The sequence below is a fragment of the Sphingobium baderi genome, from assembly GCF_001456115.1.
GTDB lineage: Bacteria > Pseudomonadota > Alphaproteobacteria > Sphingomonadales > Sphingomonadaceae > Sphingobium > Sphingobium baderi_A.
This window is the reverse complement of record NZ_CP013264.1, coordinates 3,970,577-3,993,156: the sequence shown is the minus strand read 5'-3', so window position 1 is coordinate 3,993,156 and position 22,580 is coordinate 3,970,577. Positions and strand designations below refer to the sequence as shown.

The 22,580-nt window shown below is 56.5% G+C and carries 20 protein-coding genes and 3 pseudogenes; 10 read left to right on the top strand and 13 right to left on the bottom strand.

Annotation, left to right across the window (positions count from 1 at the left end; translation table 11 throughout):
• The first annotated feature begins 126 nt into the window (after positions 1-126).
• A protein-coding gene (locus ATN00_RS19550) for an IS3 family transposase (protein WP_156415317.1) occupies positions 127-1,298 on the top strand; the annotation gives its coding sequence in 2 pieces (ribosomal slippage) (positions 127-379 and positions 379-1,298; 1,173 coding nt in all).
• Positions 1,299-1,465: 167 nt separating this feature from the next.
• On the opposite strand, the gene ATN00_RS23490 is transcribed toward ATN00_RS19550, so the two are convergent.
• Genes ATN00_RS23490 through ATN00_RS19535 form a run of 4 tightly spaced genes read right to left on the bottom strand, consistent with a single transcriptional unit; the run spans position 1,466 to position 6,162 of the window.
• Positions 1,466-3,475, bottom strand: a complete 2,010-nt coding sequence (locus tag ATN00_RS23490) for a hypothetical protein (RefSeq protein ID WP_156415316.1) — start codon at positions 3,473-3,475, stop codon at positions 1,466-1,468.
• Positions 3,476-3,504: 29 nt separating this feature from the next.
• Positions 3,505-4,167: an ABC transporter ATP-binding protein gene (locus tag ATN00_RS23035; protein WP_082635266.1), complete on the bottom strand. Its 663-nt coding sequence runs from the start codon at positions 4,165-4,167 to the stop codon at positions 3,505-3,507.
• A complete protein-coding gene (locus tag ATN00_RS19540) occupies positions 4,164-4,964 on the bottom strand; it encodes an ABC transporter permease (RefSeq protein WP_062068013.1) in 801 nt (266 codons plus the stop codon). Before ATN00_RS19540 ends, ATN00_RS23035 begins: the two co-directional genes overlap by 4 nt.
• Positions 4,965-4,971: 7 nt before the next feature.
• Positions 4,972-6,162 carry a KpsE/RkpR family capsule polysaccharide export protein gene (locus tag ATN00_RS19535; protein WP_335338079.1) on the bottom strand — a complete coding sequence of 397 codons (1,191 nt, stop codon included), beginning with the start codon at positions 6,160-6,162 and terminating at the stop codon, positions 4,972-4,974.
• Positions 6,163-6,399: 237 nt separating this feature from the next.
• Here ATN00_RS19535 and ATN00_RS19530 point away from each other — a divergent pair, with 237 nt between their 5' ends.
• Positions 6,400-7,788 (top strand): glycosyltransferase, encoded by a 1,389-nt coding sequence (locus tag ATN00_RS19530; protein WP_062068012.1) that lies wholly within the window; start codon positions 6,400-6,402, stop codon positions 7,786-7,788.
• Entirely contained in the window at positions 7,785-8,783 is a 999-nt protein-coding gene (locus ATN00_RS19525; protein ID WP_062068010.1) for a WavE lipopolysaccharide synthesis family protein, read from the top strand. Before ATN00_RS19530 ends, ATN00_RS19525 begins: the two co-directional genes overlap by 4 nt.
• 108 nt (positions 8,784-8,891) lie before the next feature.
• Here the strand turns inward: ATN00_RS19525 and ATN00_RS19520 are convergent.
• Positions 8,892-10,069 (bottom strand): IS3 family transposase gene (locus ATN00_RS19520; RefSeq protein ID WP_156415315.1). Its coding sequence is split into 2 segments (ribosomal slippage): positions 8,892-9,811 and positions 9,811-10,069, totalling 1,179 coding nucleotides; the frame shifts between segments, so codons are not numbered across the junction.
• A gap of 77 nt (positions 10,070-10,146) precedes the next feature.
• Here ATN00_RS19520 and tnpA point away from each other — a divergent pair.
• The 5 genes and pseudogenes from tnpA to ATN00_RS23030 all read left to right on the top strand — a co-directional run.
• Positions 10,147-10,512 carry an IS66-like element accessory protein TnpA gene (gene tnpA, locus ATN00_RS19510; RefSeq protein WP_062068004.1) on the top strand — a complete coding sequence of 122 codons (366 nt, stop codon included), beginning with the start codon at positions 10,147-10,149 and terminating at the stop codon, positions 10,510-10,512.
• A complete protein-coding gene (tnpB, locus tag ATN00_RS19505; RefSeq protein WP_062068002.1) occupies positions 10,509-10,850 on the top strand; it encodes an IS66 family insertion sequence element accessory protein TnpB in 342 nt (113 codons plus the stop codon). Before tnpA ends, tnpB begins: the two co-directional genes overlap by 4 nt.
• A gap of 73 nt (positions 10,851-10,923) precedes the next feature.
• Positions 10,924-12,567 (top strand): IS66 family transposase, encoded by a 1,644-nt coding sequence (gene tnpC, locus ATN00_RS19500; RefSeq protein WP_062068000.1) that lies wholly within the window; start codon positions 10,924-10,926, stop codon positions 12,565-12,567.
• Entirely contained in the window at positions 12,567-12,785 is a 219-nt protein-coding gene (locus ATN00_RS19495; RefSeq protein WP_062067998.1) for a hypothetical protein, read from the top strand. Before tnpC ends, ATN00_RS19495 begins: the two co-directional genes overlap by 1 nt.
• A gap of 101 nt (positions 12,786-12,886) precedes the next feature.
• A pseudogene (locus ATN00_RS23030) lies at positions 12,887-13,081 on the top strand (IS5/IS1182 family transposase); the annotation flags it as partial.
• Between the two features lie 169 nt (positions 13,082-13,250).
• Here ATN00_RS23030 and ATN00_RS19490 read toward each other — a convergent pair.
• The 5 genes and pseudogenes from ATN00_RS19490 to ATN00_RS19470 all read right to left on the bottom strand — a co-directional run.
• Positions 13,251-13,943: a glycosyltransferase family protein gene (locus ATN00_RS19490; RefSeq protein WP_062067996.1), complete on the bottom strand. Its 693-nt coding sequence runs from the start codon at positions 13,941-13,943 to the stop codon at positions 13,251-13,253.
• A gap of 4 nt (positions 13,944-13,947) precedes the next feature.
• Complete coding sequence (locus tag ATN00_RS19485; RefSeq protein ID WP_062067995.1) at positions 13,948-15,477, bottom strand: glycosyltransferase family 2 protein; 1,530 nt, start codon at positions 15,475-15,477, stop codon at positions 13,948-13,950.
• Position 15,478: 1 nt separating this feature from the next.
• Positions 15,479-16,105 (bottom strand): HAD family hydrolase, encoded by a 627-nt coding sequence (locus ATN00_RS19480; protein WP_062067994.1) that lies wholly within the window; start codon positions 16,103-16,105, stop codon positions 15,479-15,481.
• Complete coding sequence (locus ATN00_RS19475; RefSeq protein ID WP_062067993.1) at positions 16,105-16,767, bottom strand: PI-PLC domain-containing protein; 663 nt, start codon at positions 16,765-16,767, stop codon at positions 16,105-16,107. Before ATN00_RS19475 ends, ATN00_RS19480 begins: the two co-directional genes overlap by 1 nt.
• 797 nt (positions 16,768-17,564) lie before the next feature.
• A pseudogene (locus tag ATN00_RS19470) lies at positions 17,565-18,350 on the bottom strand (IS5 family transposase); the annotation flags it as partial.
• A 102-nt stretch (positions 18,351-18,452) separates the two neighbouring features.
• On the opposite strand from ATN00_RS19470, the pseudogene ATN00_RS19465 reads away from it, so the two are divergent.
• Positions 18,453-19,320, top strand: a pseudogene (locus ATN00_RS19465) (IS701 family transposase); the annotation flags it as partial.
• Between the two features lie 266 nt (positions 19,321-19,586).
• Here ATN00_RS19465 and ATN00_RS19460 read toward each other — a convergent pair.
• Entirely contained in the window at positions 19,587-20,198 is a 612-nt protein-coding gene (locus ATN00_RS19460; RefSeq protein WP_062067991.1) for an ATP-binding cassette domain-containing protein, read from the bottom strand.
• Complete coding sequence (gene modB, locus ATN00_RS19455; protein WP_062067989.1) at positions 20,188-20,895, bottom strand: molybdate ABC transporter permease subunit; 708 nt, start codon at positions 20,893-20,895, stop codon at positions 20,188-20,190. The genes ATN00_RS19460 and modB overlap by 11 nt, the downstream gene beginning before the upstream one ends.
• 129 nt (positions 20,896-21,024) lie before the next feature.
• Between modB and ATN00_RS19450 the strand changes: the two genes are divergently transcribed.
• Positions 21,025-21,771, top strand: a complete 747-nt coding sequence (locus ATN00_RS19450) for an HAD-IIB family hydrolase (RefSeq protein ID WP_062067987.1) — start codon at positions 21,025-21,027, stop codon at positions 21,769-21,771.
• A 6-nt stretch (positions 21,772-21,777) separates the two neighbouring features.
• Here the strand turns inward: ATN00_RS19450 and modA are convergent, their stop codons facing one another.
• Positions 21,778-22,557, bottom strand: coding sequence for a molybdate ABC transporter substrate-binding protein (modA, locus tag ATN00_RS19445; RefSeq protein ID WP_062067985.1), 780 nt, complete (start codon positions 22,555-22,557; stop codon positions 21,778-21,780).
• Positions 22,558-22,580 lie beyond the last annotated feature (23 nt).

The window sequence follows — 22,580 nt, the reverse complement described above, 5'->3', positions numbered from 1 at the left end:
AGCATGGTGCGTTATCGAAAGCAGTTGTTAATAGGCGCATCTTGCATCATTGTCCTGATCTGACGTGACCCCCTGATTTTCCTCCAAGTTGGATTAGAGTCCGGCCCTGACAGAAGGACGGACGAGATGAAGAGAACGAGGTTTTCAGAAGAGCAGATCATCGGGGTGCTGAAGGAAGCCGAGGCGGGCGCGAAGACCGCCGATCTGGCCCGGCGGCACGGGGTTTCCGAAGCGACGATCTACAACTGGAAGTCGAAGTATGGCGGGATGGAAGTGTCCGACGCCCGCCGACTGAAGGAACTCGAGAGCGAGAACGCGAAGCTCAAGCGGCTGCTGGCCGATGCGATGCTGGACAAGGCTGCGCTGAAGGGTCTTCTGGCAAAAAAGTTCTGACGCCCGCCGCGAAGCGGGAAGCTGTCGCTCATCTCCAGGCCTGCCACGGGATGAGCGAGCGGCGGGCGTGCCGTGTCATCGATGCCGATCGCATGAGCGTGCGTTACCGTTCCGCACGGGACGATGATGCTGGTCTGCGCGAGAAGCTGCGCGAGTTGGCCAACCAGCGTCGCCGGTTCGGCTATCGTCGTCTGCATATCCTGCTGCGCCGGGAGGGGATCATGATCAACCGCAAGAAGACCCAGAGGCTCTACCGTGAGGAAGGGCTGGCGGTCAGGCGAAGACGTAGCCGCAGGCGTGCTGTCGGCACGAGAGCACCTGCTCCGGTTCTGGCGCTTCCGAACCAGCGCTGGAGCCTGGACTTCGTTCACGACCAGATGGCTTCGGGAAGACGGTTCCGCGTGCTCAACGTAGTCGATGACGTGACCAGGGAGTGCCTGGCAGCCGTGCCGGACACATCGATCTCGGGTCGCCGGGTAGTGCGCGAGCTGACCGAGCTGATCGAACGGCGTGGCAAGCCCGGCATGATCGTCAGCGACAATGGCACGGAACTCACCAGCAATGCGGTACTGGCATGGTGCGGCGAGATCGGCGTTGAGTGGCATTACATCGCGCCGGGAAGGCCGATGCAGAACGGATACGTCGAGAGCTTCAACGGTCGCATGCGTGACGAGCTTCTCAACGAAACACTGTTCATGAGCATGACCCATGCTCGGTTTGAGATCGCTGCTTGGGTAGAAGACTACAACCGGGAGAGGCCGCACTCATCGCTTGGCTACGCAACCCCGGCGGCATTCGCCGCCGAACTGGATAGGCAATGGCCTGCTTCGCTACGCCCTACGGGCTCCGCTACGCAGCCCATTGCTTCAACCGCGCTCATGCGCAAAACAACCGCCCGGCTCTAATCCCAGCTGGAGGAAAGCTCGGGGTCACGTCATTCCCATTCTTGGTCATGGTGGGACTCCATTGGAGTTGGTGACGTTGAACATCACCAGCCTGCCATGGCCACTCAGATCCTCAATAGATTTTGCAGAACCTCCCGCACACTTCCAAAAAATCGGAATGTGGAGTTTTATCTGCAAATCTTACTTAGAGATGCTGGGAGGAAGGTACAGAGCCCTCGTGATACGGGGCGTATGTCAACTTTCGTCAACCCAACCCCAATCTTCCTCTGATCATCGGAATGGCTGCTCTGCGATGGGGAGGATGCGCTTAACATCGACAGTTCGATTGTCATGGGAGAGGACTGTCGTGCAACGGAAGATGGGATGCGTATCTTATATGTTCGCCCCTTCCCGTCACTGATCACGGAAAAGTAACCGATTGAAATTCCATTGCAGGATATTCCCACCGCCTTCTTGGGCTGATCGAGATTGGGAAGCGTCTTGATCCCGAGTGATAGTCTGATATCCTTGTTTTCGTCACAGGGAAGAGGTAGATACAGGGTACTGGCAATTCGCTCAGACCACGCTCCCCACGCCTCTAGCCCCCACCATCCTTTGCCAAGCAGGCCTTCTGCGAGGGGGTTGTCGCGAGCCATGATCACGGGATAACTTACCTTCTCGACGGCCTTTCCGAGTTCGATTGAACTGATGATGAGTTGGTCGACAGCATTAAAGCTGATGACGAGTTGCCCTCCAGCGGCTTTCGGCAGGTGATCGACCGGCAGGGTCAACACTGCGCCGTCATATGAAGCCGGGACAAAAACACCATTGATGTGGATTTGCAACGGGCCGTTGGCATTCGAGGTCAGTTTGCATGCTAAACGAATGTGAGCAGGATTACCGGTGACATTACAAAGAGCCAAATCCACTTGAGGCTCCATAGCGACGAGGCCGTCCTTTGAGGTGCGCCACAGGGAAGGCCAGGCTATGATTCCGCTATCTTCTACCTGCAGCAGAGTCTTTTCAGGCAATCGGACCGGCAGGCCTTGAAGCACCTGCTTATCGGCAGGCATCGGAGAGCCGTCATGCCTGGTTCGTTCGAACGCCCGCTCATAGCTCGGTCTGGCGTCGATCACCTCGAGCCGTAGACTGGGCGCACTGCGGGCTATAATACCTAGATCCTCTAATCTCCGGGTTAATTCGATGTCCTCGCACTGATCCCAGAATAACAGCTCATTCCATCCGCTTCGGACAAGAACGTTCCGCTTGGCAATAATAGCCCCACCATTGACATAGGAAGATCGGCTGCATGCATTATAAGGTAAAAGGTACGTTCTGCTTGAATCCCATTCTGCGGACGTCGCCGTCCAATCTGGAAATCTCAAACCATCTCGTGTCTGCCCTGGTGAAATGAAATCGAAATCTGCGCCAAATTCGTAAAATTTTTCTAGAAAATCGCATGGAACAATATATCTATCATGAACAATAATAATATTCTCGGAATGCAAAATATTAACAAGTAAGTTTTTTTTCCTTGTTATCCATCCTGCGGAACGCCATTCGGATGGCTCTTCAACGAAGACCAGTTTGCCAAAAATTTGATTGGAAATATTATCGGGCATGCTCTCCAGCAGTGTGTGAGGTCCGCACAAACCTATTCGCCAATCTACTTTATGGATACCTTTTATCTGCAATATACTGCTGATGAACTGAGATACACGATGAGGCCGGTTGCCATCTGAAATTATGCCAAAACCCAGCGTATCTAGCCGTGGATGGGTGTCTTTCCTGAAACATTCCAGAACAATCAGATCGACATCTCGCAGGCCGGCAGGAGGTTCTTTCTGTGTTAAGGAAATATCGTAGCGACATTTGAGCATGCTGAAAAATTCAGCTCTTGCCATTCGAACTGGCGTAACTTTGAGAATTAGGAGAGTTTTGCGTTCCGGTCGTAAAAGTCTCAGAAGTTCATCAAGGATTAAGCGCCATTGAGGTAGATTTCCCAGATTTTCCTCTGTGAAATACACTGCATCATATTTGCCGTGGCGATCTGGTCTTTCGCGCAATGCGCTATTGTGATCGATCAAACAGGTAGATGAGACGTTCACGAAGGATGGCGCTGAACGTCCAGACCAATAAGTGAGTCCGTTTTTCTCATAATAATGCTGATAATAATCAACAGAAAATTGATTATGCATCCAGATTATTCCAAGTCACAGGAGACCTTCTAGAAAGCCATGTGCAGATTATGCAGATGCTTGTCATGGGCCTCATCGAAATTGCTAAAAAAACTCATTTTTCCGTCGTGCAGGACAGCAAATTTCTGACAGTGATGTCGGACGTAATTAGGATCGTGAGAGATGATTAACATTGCCCGATCGCCCCGTTTATGAAACAGTTCAGATTCGCATTTTTCATGAAATTTTGCATCGCCAACTGCGCTGATCTCATCAATCAGATAGCAATCGAACTCAATTATCATTGAAATAGCGAAGGCGAGACGGGCACGCATTCCCTGCGAGTATGACCGCACCGGCTCCTTTAAATACAAGCCAAGTTCTGTGAAATCTGCGACGAAGTCGATATTTTGTCTGTAATCTTGTCGATAGATTCGACTTATGAACCGCACATTATCAAGTCCGGTTAGGGAGGTTTGAAAGGCTCCTCCAAAAGCAAGCGGCCATGATACGGACATGGATCTGGAAATAATACCAGAGGTTGGGCGTTCTGCCCCACTTACCAATCGGATCAGTGTCGACTTGCCAGCGCCGTTTCGGCCAAGGATGCCCAATTTCTCACCGCGGCGAAGCGAAAAGGAAATATCATCTAACACAAGCCGAGGGCCTGCGCGGGTCGGGTAGACCTTATTGACATGTTCGACATTGATCATTCGGGGGTTATCTCCCGACTAATTGCGGTGACCTGCGACAGCGCCAGCAACGTCAGCACAATGCAGCATCCCAGAAGATATGTCAGATCATAATGCACGCGCACCTGATCACCGAAATAGCCCTTTCGGATAAGTTCAACGCCGTTCACCATCGGCACATAGAGGATATATTTTTGCGCGGCGCTTGGGAGGGCATCGACCATGAATGCAGCACCGGACAAAGGAAACATCAGATATGAAACCGGGTGCCAGAACCGTTCGACTAACTCCGTCTTTTCGCCCAGTGCTCCTAGGAACATTGCCAAGCTGGCGCCAAACCAAGCAATCAACAACCATCCTTCCACAACCGTAAGTACGTCGGCTGGCGGTTCCAACCAACCGATGTAGATGTAGAAAAGACAGAGGGTAATGAAGGAAATAGTTGCGCCTCCTGCCTCGAGCAGCAAGCGGGCTGCGAAGATATCGATTGGGCGAACATTGCGATGGTACATCAAGGCAAGGTTGGGCTCGATGGCGCCAATGCATCGATTGGGCATGTTCCGCCACAGTAGCACACTTGAATAGCCAGTCAGGGCGAAAGCGACGATCGGCAACGAGGAACCATGGTTTGCCTTAAAAAGGGACCAGAGGATAGTGACTCCGGTCGTGAAGAGCATGGGCTCTACAAATAGCCAGAGAAAGCCTATATTGTGCCTGCCGTATCGGGTCAGCACCTCACGCATCAGCAAGGCATAAATAACTCTTCCCTGAATGGCCGCGCTTCTTCCGAAGGTAGCGAGTTGTGATATGCTCGTCACCTGTCGATTAGTCCTTGTGCTCCAGCACACCGGCTATCAGCATACTTATGACGCCCCATGCGACGATCCCGAGAATGAAGGTCGAAATTATACCGCGAAGCCGACGGGGCTCCAGAGCATCGTCCGGCAGGTTGGGCTGAACGATGCGTTCAACATAGGCCTGCTTGCGGCGGGCTTCATTCCGTGCTTCCTCGAGGGATGTCATTGCACTGGCCAATTGCTTGTCGGCAAATTGGCTTTCCAGCGCCAGACGCTGATATTGAGCAGCACGAGATGAAAGAGATTTCTGGCTGCCGGCGACCAGACCCAGTTGCTCATCGATTTCCCCGCTGAGTCCCCTGGCTCGCGTAACCAACACTTCAACCTGAGGGTTTTGGGGAGCAAACGCTCTCAATTCAAGCAGTTGCGTGCGAGTGGCAATGAGTTCGTCTTGAAGCTTGGAGATCATCTGGATCTGCACTGTAGCTTGCTTTTCCGGATCAACAACGCCAGCCTGGTTTCTGTATGCCGAAAGCGCTAGTGCTGCGGCCTGTGACTTCGCCTTTGCGTCATCAACTTCTCGGCTGGCAAAGCGGATTAGATCTTGCCGCCCCCGGTCATTGAGCTTGTTCACTGTTGCTTCTGCCATCTCGAGCAATTGCTCATTGAAGTGCTGTGCATCCCGGGGGGTGAAGGCACGCACCGTCAGCGTGACGATGGAGGAGGTAGTGTCATGTGCAACCGACACTTTCTTTTCATAATATTTGTATAGATCTTCAAAGGTGGGATGAAAGCCACCGGCGTTGAAGCGGTCGAAAAAGGACACCGCTGTCGTGCCATAAGCGCGCGTGAATGCGCCATCCTTATTCAGGGCTTGGAGTGCATCTCGCGACGCTACGTAATCTTGGGCGGCGTATATTTCTTCTCCTGCACCTGCCAGGCTCGCCCCCTTCAGCAATACGCCAAATCCAGTCGGAGCGGGCTTGTCGGGGCTTCGGACGATGAACCGAGACTCGGAAATGTAGACGTCTGATGCAAGCAGCCCGAAATATAGCGCCGCCAGCAGCGTCGGGATAACCACCGTAGTCAAGAATACTGGACGCAAGTTCTTGATCTTGTTTACGATCATTGCGGGAGCGCGGGTACGATGGCTCTTGCCATGCTGGCCACTCTCAAATCCTTTTGCGTCCGTTTCGGTGCTGACGCGAGCGATATCCATAAAGGGTTCAACCTTAACACAAGCCGGTATGATCCAGGGTTTGGGGTGGGTTTAGACCGTAGCCTTCCCATCCATCGCCGTCTAGCATGAACTGTCTGATTGAACTGTGCGGTGCATGCCTCCCTTTGACCGGCATCGTATGGCGCTCGGTGGCACAGTTAGGGCGAGCCGCGTCAGCCATTTGAGGTTGCAGTGCGGAAACCCATGGCATAACTCCCCTCTCGAACTTTTCCGAAGGTGGCTGATTTGCAGATTCGAAATTCGTCGGGGGGCGAGATCGCTTCAGAAAACGACAATGAACATGGCGGCCTGTTGCGTATGCCATCCCAAGTGGAAAGCTATCTAATTGCGTTAGCGCAGAGAACATTTGGATACCATTATCTGAAACCCGACGCAAAAACCCTGCGACAGACCCTGAAGCCCGGGCAGAGAATCACCGCTCGCTTTAACCGCCGCGGCACCGAGTTTCTTGGAGTTGCGAAGGGGACGGTCACCATCAACGGCGTTCATGTCGCAGAGGGAGAGGTTATCCGCATCGATACCGGCGAGATCATCGAAATTACCAGCGAATATGAGTCTGAGATCGTTTCGCACATAATCCCCTATCGAAATGCGCTGGCCCATCTTCCTTATGCACAATCCGTCCGGCCCGAAGTACTTAAGATGGGGCAAAACAAAAAGGTCAGCATCATCGTCATTGCAAAGGATATTGAGAATCATATCTGCCACGCGCTGATCTCTTGCCTAAACCAGACCTATCCTAACATCGAGGTGGTCGTGGTCGATGACGGTTCAAAGGATGGCACTGCTTCACGCATCGAGAGCATGGCAAAATTCGATTCACGTATCCATCTGCACAATGTGGATCTTGGCGCCAACGGCGCGCGCCGTGTCGGCCTTGAGCATGCCACAGGCGATTATTTTCTTATTATCGATGGCGACGATTGGCTGAACGACGATGCGGTCGAGTACGTGCTCATGACTGCGCTCAATCTCAAGAGCGATCTCGTGCAGTTTGGGTATGACCTCTATAACGACCTAAACCGCCACTTCTGGGGCTGGACGTATCCGTCGCCGGAGCCAGAGGTGGAAGTGTTGATGCCGAAGCCGACTAAAGATGAAGACGCCAAGGAGTTAGCTGACCTCAATCACACGATCTGGATGAACTTCTTTTCCGCCAATGTCCGTAATGCGGCGCTCAAGGCAATGTGTAACCTCACGCTCTATGAGGATTTGCCATTTTCCCTGTCGTTGATGCAGCACGCCAAGAATCCGGCTTTTTGTAATCTGACTCTCTATCACTATCGCCGCGAACGAGGCGGTCAGACTACCCAGACTTGGCACGACGTGTCAGCTGGGCACAAGCAAGCGTGTCTCAAGGCATCGGTCGACCATACGCTTGCTCAATTTGACAAAAATCAGGACTTCTATCAACTCGTGCTGCTCTATAAGATCGATCAGATAATTTCTCACGAACTCGGCATCTCTCACGGCATAGAGGCTCAGTCTTGGCGCAATCTCATGACCGAACTATTCGCGAAATTTCCGGCCAAACTCTATAGCCGGTTGATCGGAGGCGGTATCAAGCAACACTTCCGCAAGGCGCATCCGGGGGAACAGGCATGATCGATAGCAACGATATCAGCGTTATCATGCAAGGGCCCGTCGATTGGACACATGACCCTGTCAGCGGACTCGGCATCACCTTTGCCCTGTATCAAAACGTTCGTAAGTTGCTTCCCGACGCAGAGGTGATCCTTTCTACTTGGGCAAATCAGAAGGTTGACGACTTTGGGTTCGACAAGATCGTCCAGAGCAAGGATCCCGGCCCACAAGGAACCTGGCCTAGTTTTGTGCCGAACAACGTGAACCGGCAGATTGTCAGCACCGTTGCTGGATTGAAAGCTGCGACGCGGAAATATGCCCTGAAAATCCGGACCGACATGGTGTTGCAGGGCATTGAATTCATTGAAGTTTTTGAGAAAGCCAAACCGCTAAAGACGGACAAGCGCAATATCTTTTCGCGCCCGATCGTCACGAACAACCTGTCGTCCCGCAATACGTCGCAGATCTTGGAGCGGCTTCCAAATCATCCGTTACCGTTCCATCCGTCCGACCATGCGAGCTTCGGGTTGCGGGAAGATATCCTGGCACTATGGGATATCTCGCTGCAAAGCGATGAGGAGGCTTATCACTTTCTCGATCATTCACAGCCGAACCGATTTCGCCTTGCTGATCTGTCAAAGCTTGCGCCAGAACAGTATGTCATGACCAGTGCGGTAGCGAAGAAAGTGCCAGTGGATATTCGGCACTATGCTGATATGTGCAAGGAAGTGATTGCACTTAGCGAGTTCTATTTCTCTACACACATCATCTCAGTGCCGGACCGGCTATTCCCGATCCATTTCCCGAAATACCACACTGACCATCATTTCTCGTTCGAGTGGATGCGCCGGAATCCAGATGAAAAGCTGTTGTATGAGAAGGTTCAGGGCGGGGTGCCCTCTAGCGGGCAGCCGGAACTCAAGAAAAAGCCGCCGATGTTCATACGCGCAGTCACCTATCCGTTTCGCAAGCCTCAGAAGTTCAAGGAGCGGGTGACGCGCTTCTTTGCGTCTTGAGGATCATTGCGGGGCTGCTGATCGCCATGCTGTTCGCTTTTGCCCAACAGCGAATGCGCCGCTATGACGGCGCAGGTGACGTGACCCCGAGCTTTCCTCCAGCTGGGATTAGAGCCGGGCGGTTGTTTTGCGCATGAGCGCGGTTGAAGCAATGGGCTGCGTAGCGGAGCCCGTAGGGCGTAGCGAAGCAGGCCATTGCCTATCCAGTTCGGCGGCGAATGCCGCCGGGGTTGCGTAGCCAAGCGATGAGTGCGGCCTCTCCCGGTTGTAGTCTTCTACCCAAGCAGCGATCTCAAACCGAGCATGGGTCATGCTCATGAACAGTGTTTCGTTGAGAAGCTCGTCACGCATGCGACCGTTGAAGCTCTCGACGTATCCGTTCTGCATCGGCCTTCCCGGCGCGATGTAATGCCACTCAACGCCGATCTCGCCGCACCATGCCAGTACCGCATTGCTGGTGAGTTCCGTGCCATTGTCGCTGACGATCATGCCGGGCTTGCCACGCCGTTCGATCAGCTCGGTCAGCTCGCGCACTACCCGGCGACCCGAGATCGATGTGTCCGGCACGGCTGCCAGGCACTCCCTGGTCACGTCATCGACTACGTTGAGCACGCGGAACCGTCTTCCCGAAGCCATCTGGTCGTGAACGAAGTCCAGGCTCCAGCGCTGGTTCGGAAGCGCCAGAACCGGAGCAGGTGCTCTCGTGCCGACAGCACGCCTGCGGCTACGTCTTCGCCTGACCGCCAGCCCTTCCTCACGGTAGAGCCTCTGGGTCTTCTTGCGGTTGATCATGATCCCCTCCCGGCGCAGCAGGATATGCAGACGACGATAGCCGAACCGGCGACGCTGGTTGGCCAACTCGCGCAGCTTCTCGCGCAGACCAGCATCATCGTCCCGTGCGGAACGGTAACGCACGCTCATGCGATCGGCATCGATGACACGGCACGCCCGCCGCTCGCTCATCCCGTGGCAGGCCTGGAGATGAGCGACAGCTTCCCGCTTCGCGGCGGGCGTCAGAACTTTTTTGCCAGAAGACCCTTCAGCGCAGCCTTGTCCAGCATCGCATCGGCCAGCAGCCGCTTGAGCTTCGCGTTCTCGCTCTCGAGTTCCTTCAGTCGGCGGGCGTCGGACACTTCCATCCCGCCATACTTCGACTTCCAGTTGTAGATCGTCGCTTCGGAAACCCCGTGCCGCCGGGCCAGATCGGCGGTCTTCGCGCCCGCCTCGGCTTCCTTCAGCACCCCGATGATCTGCTCTTCTGAAAACCTCGTTCTCTTCGTACCCATCCGGTGAGGCCCGCCTTGTCCGGCGAGTGAACGACCGGTCTTAAGAACGCTCGTATGAGCGAGCTTAGGAGCGGAGCATGGGTCAGATCACGGTGATGACGGGGCCGGAGCGTCGTCGGCGTTGGAGCGAGGAGGAGCGGATTGAGATCCTCGCCGAGGCCTTTGCGCCGGGCGCCTGCGTTGCCGATGTATCGCGGCGGCGCGACGTTTCGACCAGCCTGATCTACACATGGCGTCGCAAGTTGCGCGAACAGTCGGCGGCTGCGTCCTTGCCGGTACCGGAGATAAATTTCGCCCAGGCCGTGCTCGCCGATGATGAGCAGCCTGCCGATCACGATCCGTGTGCCGCGGTCACGGTCGATCTTGGCAATGGTCGGTGCGTGCGCATTTCGTCGAATGCGCCTGCCGCACTGGTTTCGGCGACCTTGAAGGCGCTGCGATGATCCCATCGGGCGCGAGGGTCTGGATCGCGATGGGCCACACGGACATGCGCAAGGGCATGCAGGGGTTGGCCTTGCAGGTTCAGCAGGGCCTGAAGCGCGATCCACATGGCGGCGACCTGTTCGTGTTCCGAGGGCGGACGGGATCGCTGGTCAAGATCATCTGGCACGACGGCATCGGCATGTCGCTTTATGCCAAACGGCTCGAGAAGGGTCGCTTCGTCTGGCCCTCGGCGAGAGAGGGCATCGTCTCGCTGACCAATGCCCAATTGTCCTGCCTGCTGGAGGGGATCGACTGGCGTAACCCGCAATATTCATGGCGTCCGCAGAGCGCCGGATAGGGGCTGCATTTTCTTCGTTGGCTGGCGCATTTTGGGCTTTGACCGAAGGCCGATCTGTGATTCCATGCCCCTTATGGACACGGCCGCATCGCCCCTGCCGGACGACGTCGAAGCGCTCAAGGCGCTGCTGGCCGCCGCGCTCTCACGCGCCGATGATGCCGAGGCACGCCTTGCCAAGGCCAGGGCCCGCGAGAGCGCGATCGAGGCGCTGATCGCGCACCTCAAGCTGCAGATCGCCAGGCTGCGTCGCGAGCAATATGGCGCCAGCGCCGAACGCAGCCGACGTCTGCTCGACCAGTTGGAATTGCAGCTCGAAGATCTCGAGGCCGATGCCTGCGAGAATGATTGCGCTGCCGAAGCCGCTCCGGCGAAGACGAGCGAGGTTGCCGCGTTCGACCGCAAGCGCCCGAGCCGCAAGCCGTTCCCCGAACATCTGCCCCGCGAACGCGTCGTCATCCCCGCGCCCTGTTCGTGCCCGTCCTGCGGCAGCGCGCGTCTGTCAAAGCTGGGAGAGGATATCACCGAGACGCTGGAAGTGATCCCGCGCCAGTGGAAGGTGATCCGGACGGTGCGTGAGAAGTTCTCCTGCCGGGATTGCGAGACGATTACGCAGCCCCCGGCGCCGTTCCATGTCGTGCCGCGCGGATGGGCCGGGCCCAGCTTCCTCGCCATGCTACTTTTTGAGAAGTACGGTCAGCACCAGCCCCTCAACCGGCAGGCCGAGCGCTTCGCCCGCGAAGGCGTAGCGCTCAGCACCTCGACCCTGGCCGATCAGGTCGGTGCCGCCGCCTTCGCACTCATGCCGCTCTACCGGCGGATCGAAGCCCATGTGCTGGATGCAGCCCGGATCCATGGCGACGATACGACCGTGCCGGTCATGGCGAAGGGCAAGACCGATACGGCGCGCCTGTGGGTTTATGTGCGCGATGACCGGCCCTTCGCCGGCTCCGATCCGCCAGCAGCCTTGTTCCACTATTCCCGCGATCGGCGCGGTGAGCATCCACGGGAGCATCTGGCGTCCTGGGCAGGGATCCTGCAGGCCGATGCCTATGGCGGCTACAACGAGCTTTACGCTCCCGGTCGTCAGCCAGCACCCGTGATCGAGGCGGGCTGCTTCGCGCATGCACGGCGCAAATTCTTCGAGCTGGCCGATGTCGAGGGAGCCGCGCGCAGGAGAAGCCGCGGCGGACGCAACGGCATGATCTACCCGATCGCGCTAGAAGCCGTGCAGCGCCTCGATGCCCTGTTCGAGATCGAGCGCGGCATCAACGGCAAAACGCCAGGCGAGCGTGTTGCACTCCGGCAGGAACGCAGCGCGCCGCTGATGGCGGGCCTGCACGCCTGGCTCACCGCGCAGCTCGCGAAGCTGTCGCGCAGCCATGATATGGCCAAGGCCATCAACTATATGCTCCGGCGCTGGGGTGCCTTCACCCGGTTCCTCGATGATGGCCGGATCTGCATCACGAACAACGCTGCCGAGCGGGCGCTGCGCTGTGTGCCGCTTGGCCGCAAGGCATGGCTGTTCTGCGGTTCCGACCGCGGCGGACAGCGCGCGGCCGTGCTCTACACGCTGATCCAGACGGCCCGGCTCAACGATGTCGATCCGCAGGCGTGGCTGGCCGATGTCCTCGCGCGCATCGCCGGACATCCTGCCCACCGGATCGACGAACTACTGCCCTGGAACTGGGAATCTGGGCGAGCCAGAATCGCAGCTTGATGGCGCACGTTAACAAGGTCCATTCGGTCAGCACGATCGCACTCGTAGCGCGTCATCTAAGCGTCGAAGAAGATCTGATTGCTGAACTCGCGTCGGGCATGGACCCGGAAGACGGGCTGATCTGGGTGTACAGCCTTGATCGTCCGGACGGCGCGATGGCATTTACCGAATACGGCGTCGAAAACCTCACAACGCTCATCGCCGACCACGATATATAGCACTGCCGCGGCCTTCACCGGATGGATACTTCTCTTCATCTCGTCCGTCCTTCTGTCAGGGCCGGACTCTAATCCAACTTGGAGGAAAATCAGGGGGTCACGTCACCCGCGCCAATGCAAAGCGATCCGCCATTCGTTCAGCGGTCGAGCACGTCTTTGCCGGGCAGAAGCATCGCATGGGCTTGATCGTGTGCACCATCGGCATTGCCCGTGCCCGCATCAAGATCGGCTTGGCCAACTTGGCCTACAACTTCCAGCGGCTTGCCTGGCTCGAGGGGGGGACTGCGCCCGAATGACACCAAAACCGACGCAAAAGCCGGGACAATCAAACCGAAATCAGCAAATCAGGGGCGAAGAAGTCCATTCCGCGCGCCACCGCCCGCTCGCAATGCCATCATGCCGAAATCCGTCGGTTCTTCGATGTATCCAATTGCTTAATTTTTGACAGCCATCTACACGGCATCATTAAATTTTTATGTCTATGACATTATTCACATCGAACGTTCGGACATCATGACCAGCGAAGATCACACCGTTAAATAATGGGCATATGAAATAAATATCGCGATATGTCTGTTCTTGTCGGTTACGGATAGCATGACCCACCGCCATTGAATAAACTGATGCATCCCGAAAAAAATAAGTGCCCGCCGATGCATCGGAAGAAATCATGCTCTTCTCGGCTGTTCTTATTACTTTCCCATCACTGCCCAACTCAACGTAGCTATATATCGGGTTATCAGCCCGAAATACTGGAACCATGCCTCCAAGATTTGGGTCGGCAGAGAAGATGCTTTCAGGCTCGTACGCCTCATCGTAAAGGATATCAGCAAGGTCGACACAAAGAAGTTTGGTGGGGTCGCAGACGGCTACACCGGCCATAGCTGAAAATGCCGCCCCGGCAGTTGGATGGGAAAGATATATTGTACGGGCACCGGGGAACCATTTGAGCAAGCTTCGGGCAGCAAATGCCCGGCTGCATTCAGTATCTTTAAGCACAAAGATCGAGTCAGAGGCTGAAACTTCCCCGCGCCGCCACCATGAACGCGATGTCAGCGCGCGCACCAGCAGCGGCGTGCCATCAATGGTTATTTCAGCCTTCGTAAAGCCATCAGGCCGTTCAAAGTCTGGACCGGCCAAGGGGATGACTATTTCCATGAGATCAAGCTGGTGCGTGTAGTGACCGAGCGTTATCGCCCACAGTACGCATCAAATAGCTATCCAGATCCTCTGGCGTGCCCAATCCGGACATTGCAGCCGAAGGCACTTCGTAGACACCGATTTTGGCACCATTCTTGATCAAGTAGTTATAAACCGGGCACGTATAGAACTCATTATTGACGCGATCATTATGAGCAATCATGTCAACAGCGGCTCTGACGAATTCCGTTCCGTTCATGAACAGATAAATCCCAACGGTCGCCAAATCAGATATCGCCTTTTTTTCAGCCACTTCTGTCACATGGCCATTCTCGTCGAGCGCAGCGAATGACCATTTCGGATTGCGTTCGATATCCCGAAAAACAAGGATTGATCCATCAAGGCCCCGCTTACGGGCATCATCAACAAAATCCTGGCAATCAAACTCAACCAACTGGTCTGAGTTTGCCACCAGAAGCGGCGCTGCGGTGTCGAAATGCTTTCGCGCCAAAAGTAAGGTACATGCTGTCCCTTCGGTAAGCTGAGCTACCGGCATAATGGTAAGATCAACATCTCTTCCACCGCTAATGGTTCCAGCATATTGCGCCAGATGGTCTTCGCGGAGGAGCAGCGTGAATTTAGCGTTCCGTACAGCGACATTTTCGATCACATGGGCAAGCATCGGCTTGCCGACCACATCAATGAACGGTTTTGGTGCGGTGTAGCCGGCCTTGGCAAAGCGCGAGCCTTCGCCAGCGGCCGGGATCACAACATTGACCAAATTTAAGCCCCCCTCGTCCCTCGCCTTGGCGGCAACGCCTTCAACCTGAAGCTCTTGCTCGAAGACCTGAATACGAGCAGGCAGGAAGAAGCTATGCATTTTTGAATTGTCGCGCATCGGGATAGCAGCCACCCGCTTCCCGGCAAGCACCAACTGGTTCAGCACTGGTGCGACGAAAAACTGCTCATCCACGCTATCATTGACGCGAATTGTTTCCAGCGCAGCAGCGATAAAGTCGGCGCCTCTAGCGAACCAATACATTCCGGCTATCGCTTGACGTGAAATTACCCGCTTCTCGGCAGCTTCAACGACCTCGGCGCCGCTCGTCTTCACGTAAGACCAACGTGGATGGGTAGCATCGAAAGTCAGCACACCGGCGTCTGCACCAAGTTCCTTGAAGCGAGAAATCAGATCGTGGAATTCGCCATCAATAACTTGATCGTAATTCGCGATTACCAGTGGCTCGTCTGGAGAGATATGCTCGATAGCCATAAGGCAGCTGCACAAAGCGCCCGCCGTCCGAGCCGAGAGCTTTACAACCTCAACATTATCTCCTGCCAGAAGGCGCAACACATGCTCATATGAGTATTTAACGGCTTCGTCTTGCATGGTGACGAAGATGAACTTGTTTTCACCTTCCAATGCTTGCAGATTTTCAACTGCCCAGGCGATCATCGGTCGGTTGGCAATTTCAATAAGCGGTTTGGGGAAAGGGAACTCCTCGCTTGAAAAATAGGGCGTGGCACCAGCGACGGGGACAAGAATATTCACATTAATTTCCTTGAATGCTGGTTATTGCTGCGTTGATCCGATCGAACGTGACGTCTTCTGTTGTTCCGACGCGCATGACATGTCCACCGCTGGCTTGAGCGGCCTGGAATCCATGGTCATTATCTTCAACAATCAAGCATTCGTGGGGAGCCAAATCAAGGCGACGCATAGCCTCCAAATAGATATCCGGGGCCGGCTTCGCCTTTTCAACATCCTCATTCGAAAGTTGAAAATCCAAATAACGATCCAGCTTAGACAATTTCATCATCAATGAGACAGTAGCCCTAACCGAGTTGGAGCATACTGCAATCTTATATCCATCAGCCTTTAATTTGCTAAGCGCATATTGGTGATGAAATGTAGGGCGGCAGCTTGAATAAACTAGCGTTTCAGTAAAGTTTTGCTTCATCTCGTTTATGAAGCCATGAAGCTGAGCAGGTAGCCCGTGGGCTATCCCAAGAATTTCCAATTTTCTTTTCGTTGGAAGCCCGTCGAAAGTGGCGAGGTGGGCATGACGATCTATCGGCATCCCGAACAAATCCAGAGCCTGATTCAGAGCCTCATAATGCCAATCTTTAGCTTCGATGAGAACACCGTCCATATCGAACAATATTGCTTTAATGGTCATCACAAATCCTTGAAAAATTCTGCAGCTTCCCTTGGGAAATCGGTGCATAGCATCAAATTATCATTCAATATATCAGCACAAAGATCGGATTTTTTAATCCGACCCTTCAAAATTTTCCAAAATCTATGATAGATATCGCGCTTATGGAGCTCCGGGGAGACAATAGCGACCTTTTGACCTCTTCTCATGCGCTCCATAATCGCATCGGGATCGACCCACGCATTTACAAAGCAGTCCATCCATACCCCTTGGGACTGCATTTCAAGCGGCGGCGTGGGTTCATATTCACTATGCCTAGTAAAAACCTGTAATCCCTTGCCGATATATTGAATGGTGTCTGGAACAGACATATCAAATACGAACGCGTTTTGACGCATGCCCGCAAAAGTGTCCAACTCCTCGATCAAGGCTGCAGTAAGACCGTCTGCCTTGACGTTTAGAGCCAACTGACCCGGCCTTCCAGCAGCATCATAGTCAGCAAGCATGACGGACAGCGGAAGCGAATCTGGAGTAGCCATGTCATGACTGATCACCAATCGCCCGTCGAAATCCCGAATGTCGGTTTCAACACCGAAACCCAGTTCGAACGCCGCTTTCAGACCAGACCGACTGTTGCGCGCATCCAGCGCAGTCCATAATCCACGATGTGCAAGAAAGAGCATTAAAACCCTTCGCAAATTCGAATTTCAGCCAACTAGCGTCTCAGCCGCCCCCGTCTCAGAACATGATCGGAACGACGGTGCGGAGGCATATACACAAGTTCCAGGGGCGGCAAGAACATAGTCTTCAGCAAGCACGCCCTTTTTGGCGCCAGCAAGGTCACCAGCCACTATCGTTTGCACAGCTGGACGGGAGACATTTCGCTCCGTCATGCCTTTGCCTTGGAAGGTGGCCTCGCCCTCGAACCCGAGATCGGCTTCACCATATCTCTTCTCGCCGCGGCGCTGCAAGCGAGGCAAGCGATGCCGTCTGGGCGCTCGATGTCGAGGCGCGCCGCACCAGGACAAACTCATTCGCGGTGCGCTCGCGCTCCGCGGATCAGCCGATATGACTTCTCATGGTATGTCTCGAACGGAGTATCTGTCAATCTGATGCATCTTCAGGCCGCGCTGATCCAGGCAGGCCCATGGGCGGGGCACAACGACGTTGCGTGGTTGAAGGGCACGCGGCGAAACACGATAGGTGCTATAGCCTGGGAGGCCGCCGCCGAAGATGTCAGACGTTTTTTACGCCCGACGGAGGCAAAGTCGCTCGGACTATGGAGTGAGCGCTTCTTCCTGGCGAAACTCGAAAAGATAGTGGCGACAAAAAATTTTTCGGTAGGCATGGCTTGCCCTAGCGCCGGCGACAGTATCGCCGCACAGCCAGTTTTTCCTGCCGGTGACCAAGATTCTGATGTCGCGCTCACGCGCGATCCCGGAATGCAGTCTGTAGCTTGGAGAAACTCGCCGACGTCCTTGGATGCGATGAAAAGCCATGCCGTTGCCGATGCGATGGTTTGTTCGAAGTCCTTGGCGAGACGTCGGTTTCGATTGAGCCAAGCCAGCGTGCGTTCGACAACCCACCGGCGGGGCAGCGCCTCAAAGCCTTTGGCGGTGTCTGACCGCTTAATGATTTCAACGGTCCATTTCCCCATTCGCCGCAAAGCCTCCCGGAGTTTGTCGCCAGCATAGCCGCCATCGGCGAAGACGTGCCGCAGCCACGGAAAGCGCCGGATGATTTCGCGCAGCACCATCGGCGCACCGTCGCGGTCCTGAATATCAGCGGTGTGGATCACCGCGTGCACCAGATTTCCCTCGGTGTCGGTCAGGATATGACGCTTTCGTCCCTTGACCTTCTTGCTAGCATCATAGCCGCAAAGGCCTCCGCTTTCCGCGGTTTTGACGCTCTGGCTGTCGATCACACCCGCCGATGGCGATGCCTCCCGGCCCGTCATCTCGCGGCATGCCATAAGCAAAACATGGTTCATCGTCAGCCACCGGCCGGTTTCGCGCCAGAGGTAAAGCCAGCGCCGCACTGTCGAGGCCGGCGGAAAACAGGGAGGCAGCATCCGCCATGGTAGGCCACCACGCAGCAGGAACAGTATCGCTTCGACAATCCGTCGCATCGGCCATTTGCGCGGCCGCGCCACATGTGACGCCGGTGGCAACAGTGGTTCAAGCACCGCCCACTCGGCATCCGTCAAATCACTTGGCAAAATCAGCCCGCGTCGCGCATGAAGCGCACGAGTGGTATCGGTCCACATCGGTGATCTTTGGTAGTTTTCGCAAAACCCATGAATCAACGACAGGCCATGCCGTCAGTCTAACCAGCTGATACCAATCACTTTAATTTCGGATCAGGCACTAAGCAGGACAAGGCATCCTGCGGTGTCGCGCGCCAATATACCGGCTCAGCGGCAAGATCACGAACTGTCAGATTGGGGTGTTCGCCGTCTATGTATTGGCACAGGGCCATGCCTTTATCGATCGCGCGCTCTATTTGTCTAAGAGTTGGACTGGCGATCCAGCCAGGCTGGCTGCCACACGCGTTCCTGAGACCATCGCGTCCGCCACCAAGCCGGCTTTGGTTGTCGACATGATAGCGCGCGCGCTGGCAGCGGATGTGCCTTTTTCCTGGGTGGCGGCTGATGCGGTATACGGCGTTGGCGACATCGAAGATGCGCTACGCCGAGCCCGTAAAGGCTATGTTCTCGGGGTCAAATCCGATCATTACTTCGGCTCATAGGTAGGCAAGCCCGTGGTCGCGGGTAAAGCGGAGAGATTGCTCGTGATCTTGCGCCCGATGCATGGCAGCGTCTGTCTGCTGGCGAGGGAACCAAGGGCGCGCGGTTTTATGACTGGGCTTACTGCGGACTCGCCGATCTAGAAACTGATGAATATGATGAGACGAAATCTGGACTTTGGACCTGTGGCCTTCTGATCCGCCGCAATATCAGCGACGGCGATCTCGCTTTCTTCACAACCTGGTGCCTCGCCGGGACAGGCATCCAGGCGCTTGTTTCCGTCGAAGGTCATCGCTGAGCAATCGAAGACAGCTTCGAAACCGCCAAGAACGAACTCGGCCTTGATCACCACGACACGCGATCATGGCATGGCTGGCATCGCCACGTCTCGCTCGTGATGCTCGCCTTCGCCATGATGGCGGTGATCCGGTATCGCGCAAACTACGCGAGGCCCCCAAAAAGACTGAAGATGCCGACCATCAGGATCTGATCCGCTGGCCGATCCAGGAAGTCCGCCGGATCGCCAACAAGCTGGCCCAGAGTCATATCCAGCCAGCATACATCATCGCTTGGTCATGCTGGAGACGAGCGCATCAAGCTGCCGCACGCCGCGCGCACATCAGGTCAAAAATGCAACTGTAATGCTAAAGCGGCCCTCTGGGCATGTCCACCGATTTTTCCATGGCGCGATCCCGGGAATGGGGCGGCAAGGGCGCTCGGTTATCTTTCGCATGGCTTGGTCAAGCGGATAGGTCGTCACTCGATCATGACGATTTCCGCTTCCAGGCGATGCGCTTCGTCAAGGTCGTGCGTGACATAAAGGATCGGCACCTGGCTGATGTCAGGAATATGGCGGATCATGTCGAGTATCTCCGCCTTGCGGCGCGGGTCCACGGATGAAAGCGGCTCGTCCATCAACAGCGCGCGCGGATCGGACATGAGCGCGCGGCCCATCGCCACGCGTTGCGCTTCACCGCCCGACAGCGTGCCGGGCCAGCGGTCCAGAAGATGTGCAATCCCCAGAAAAGGGGCAAGCTCGTCCAGCGAGAGCGAGGAAGGAGGTCTGTGTCCATAGAGCAGATTATCGCGCACCCGGAGATGCGGAAAGAGGCGGCGATCCTGAAAGACATAGCCAAGCCGCCGCTGCGCCGACGGCCGGTTGAGGCGACGCTCGCTGTCGAAAAGCGTTTCCCCCGCGACGATGATGCGTCCCTGATCGGGCTTCAACAATCCCGCTACCATGTTGAGGATGCTCGTCTTGCCGATGCCCGACGGGCCGATCAGCGCCACGATCCGCGCCTGTGCCCGGTGGCTCAGCGCGATCCGTCGCCTGCCATGCTGGACGGTCACGTCGATGTCAAAGGACATGGCTGTGGACACCCCTCCCGGTCTTGCGGGCCAGCAGTTCGGAAATGAGCAATGCGCCCAGCGACAGAAGGACCGATATGATCGCAAGGCGGCTGACGGCGGCTTCCGCGCCCGGCATTTGCAGCGCGGAATAAATGGCGATGGGCAGCGTCCGCGTTTCGCCGGGTATGTCGGATACGAAGGTGATGGTTGCACCGAATTCACCGATCGCGCGGGCGAAACCCAGCACCGCCCCTGCCAATATGCCGGGCAGGGAAAGGGGCAGGGCAATGGTGCGGAACACCCTGAATCGTCCGGCGCCCAATGTCCGGGCAGCGTCCTCAAGCCTGCGGTCGACGGCTTCGATGGACAGGCGCATGGCGCGCGTCATCAGCGGCAGGGCCATGATCCCCGCCGCCAGCGCGGCGCCCGTCCAGCGGAACAGCAAAGTCACGCCGAACCAGTCGAGCAGCCAGCGCCCTATCGGACCATTGGCCCCGAAAAGAAGCAGCAGCATCCACCCCGTGACCACCGGAGGGACGACCAGCGGCAGGTGCACGGCTGTGTCCAGCAGCAATTTGCCCGGAAAACGCCACCGCGCCAATATCCAAGCAAAGGCGAAGGAAATGGGCAGCATAGCTATCACCGCCGCCAAGCTGACCTTCAGCGACAGGCCGATGACCGTCCACTCTTCAGGACTGATGTTCCAATCTGTCACGAACCGCGAAAACCTTTAAGGAAATAGGCGAAAGGATTGCCGACAGCGTGTCGCCGCCCTATCGGCATTGCGGCCTGTCATAAGCAAAAAGGCAATTTTCTTCACGGCCTTTATCGGAGCCTCCCTGAAATGAAGCAATTGATTGCGTTCGACCTTGACGGCACCTTGGCCGAAAGCAAGCAGCCGTTGGAAGAGGCGATGGGGCAGGCGCTGGCCGGATTGCTGGCCGTGGCCCATGTCGCGGTGATTTCGGGGGGCGACTGGCCGCAATTCGACAAGCAGGTCGCAAGCCGCCTTCCGGCCCATGCCGATCTGTCGCGCCTGTGGCTGATGCCGACCACGGGCACCAAACTCTACACGCATCGCAACGGTCAATGGTCGCCGGTCTATGCCGAACTGTTCGACGATGCCCAGAAACAGGCAATCCTGACGGCTTTCGATGCCGCGCTGGAAGCCACGGGTTTCGTGCCCGAACAGACATGGGGCGAACGGATTGAGGATCGCGGCAGCCAGATCACCTTTTCCGCGCTGGGCCAGCAGGCCCCGATCCACGCCAAGGAAGGGTGGGACCCCGATTTTGCCAAGCGCAAGATCATCCAGGCGGACCTGCGCCGGCGGTTGCCGGGCCTTTCCATCAATATGGGCGGGGCCACCTCCATCGACATCACGCGCGAAGGAGTGGACAAGGGCTATGGCCTCAAGAAGCTGCGCGATGCGAGCGGCATAAAGCTGGATGCGATGCTGTTCATCGGCGATGCGATCTTCCCTGGCGGCAATGATTATCCGGCCAAGGCACTGGGCCTCGACACGATCCGGGTGCGCGATCCGCAGGAAACGCTGGCGGTGATCGATACGATCATCGCCTGCCAGAAATAAGGCGATTCAGGGAGCCGTGAAGCCATGGCGGGCAAAGATCGCCCGTCCTGTGCCCGACAGCAGGAAACGGCGAAACCCTTCCGCATCCTTGTGCGTGCTGGCTTTCAGGCGCGCCAGCGGGTAGCGGATCGGCGCATGGCTGCCCGCGGGAAAAGTCCCGACGACGCGCACCTGTTTCGAGGCGCGGGCGTCGGTTTCGTAGACAATGCCCAGCCGCGCCGCGCCCCTTTCGACCAGCGCCAGGGCGCCGCGCACATTGTCGGCGCGCGCGACCTTCGCCGAAACGCTGGGCCAGACGCCGAGCGCCGTCAGCGCGGCCTTGCCATATTTGCCGGCCGGCACGCTGTCGGGATTAGCCATCGCCAGTCGCGAATCGCCCAAGGCTCGGGCTATCGCCATGCCGCGCCCGATCCGGAGTCGGACCGGCTGACCGGCGGGCGCGACCAGCACCAGCCGGTTGCCCGCCAGATCGGCGCGCGTTCCTTGCCACAGGAAACCTGCCCGTTCGACATCGTCCATCCAGTCCTCGTCAGCCGACACGAACAGGTCGGCGGGCGCTCCGGCCTTGATCTGCCGTGCCAGCACCGAAGATCCGGCGAAAGACAGGACGGGCCGCGCATGTCCCTGGGCCGCCCATGCATCGGCGGCGGCGTTCATGGATTCCTGAAGGCTGGCGGCCGCCAGAACCAGCGGGCCTCTGTTCGGTGACGCCGCCATGGCCGAGGGAAGGAGCGCAGCGAACAGCCATGCCATCCACGCGGCGGCGAAGAGAAGTTTCCGGGTCATGGCTTCTTTTGCTCCGCCCGCCA

What these genes read in the sequence shown, in the direction of transcription:
- ATN00_RS23490 (WP_156415316.1), bottom strand. Translation starts at nt 3,475, where the DNA reads ATGCATAATCAATTTTCTGTTGATTATTATCAGCATTATTATGAGAAA.
- ATN00_RS23035 (WP_082635266.1), bottom strand. Translation starts at nt 4,167, where the DNA reads ATGATCAATGTCGAACATGTCAATAAGGTCTACCCGACCCGCGCAGGC.
- ATN00_RS19535 (WP_335338079.1), bottom strand. Translation starts at nt 6,162, where the DNA reads ATGGATATCGCTCGCGTCAGCACCGAAACGGACGCAAAAGGATTTGAG.
- ATN00_RS19525 (WP_062068010.1), top strand. Translation starts at nt 7,785, where the DNA reads ATGATCGATAGCAACGATATCAGCGTTATCATGCAAGGGCCCGTCGAT.
- tnpA (WP_062068004.1), top strand. Translation starts at nt 10,147, where the DNA reads ATGGGTCAGATCACGGTGATGACGGGGCCGGAGCGTCGTCGGCGTTGG.
- tnpB (WP_062068002.1), top strand. Translation starts at nt 10,509, where the DNA reads ATGATCCCATCGGGCGCGAGGGTCTGGATCGCGATGGGCCACACGGAC.
- tnpC (WP_062068000.1), top strand. Translation starts at nt 10,924, where the DNA reads ATGGACACGGCCGCATCGCCCCTGCCGGACGACGTCGAAGCGCTCAAG.
- ATN00_RS19495 (WP_062067998.1), top strand. Translation starts at nt 12,567, where the DNA reads ATGGCGCACGTTAACAAGGTCCATTCGGTCAGCACGATCGCACTCGTA.
- ATN00_RS19490 (WP_062067996.1), bottom strand. Translation starts at nt 13,943, where the DNA reads ATGGAAATAGTCATCCCCTTGGCCGGTCCAGACTTTGAACGGCCTGAT.
- ATN00_RS19480 (WP_062067994.1), bottom strand. Translation starts at nt 16,105, where the DNA reads ATGACCATTAAAGCAATATTGTTCGATATGGACGGTGTTCTCATCGAA.
- ATN00_RS19475 (WP_062067993.1), bottom strand. Translation starts at nt 16,767, where the DNA reads ATGCTCTTTCTTGCACATCGTGGATTATGGACTGCGCTGGATGCGCGC.
- ATN00_RS19460 (WP_062067991.1), bottom strand. Translation starts at nt 20,198, where the DNA reads ATGTCCTTTGACATCGACGTGACCGTCCAGCATGGCAGGCGACGGATC.
- ATN00_RS19450 (WP_062067987.1), top strand. Translation starts at nt 21,025, where the DNA reads ATGAAGCAATTGATTGCGTTCGACCTTGACGGCACCTTGGCCGAAAGC.
- modA (WP_062067985.1), bottom strand. Translation starts at nt 22,557, where the DNA reads ATGACCCGGAAACTTCTCTTCGCCGCCGCGTGGATGGCATGGCTGTTC.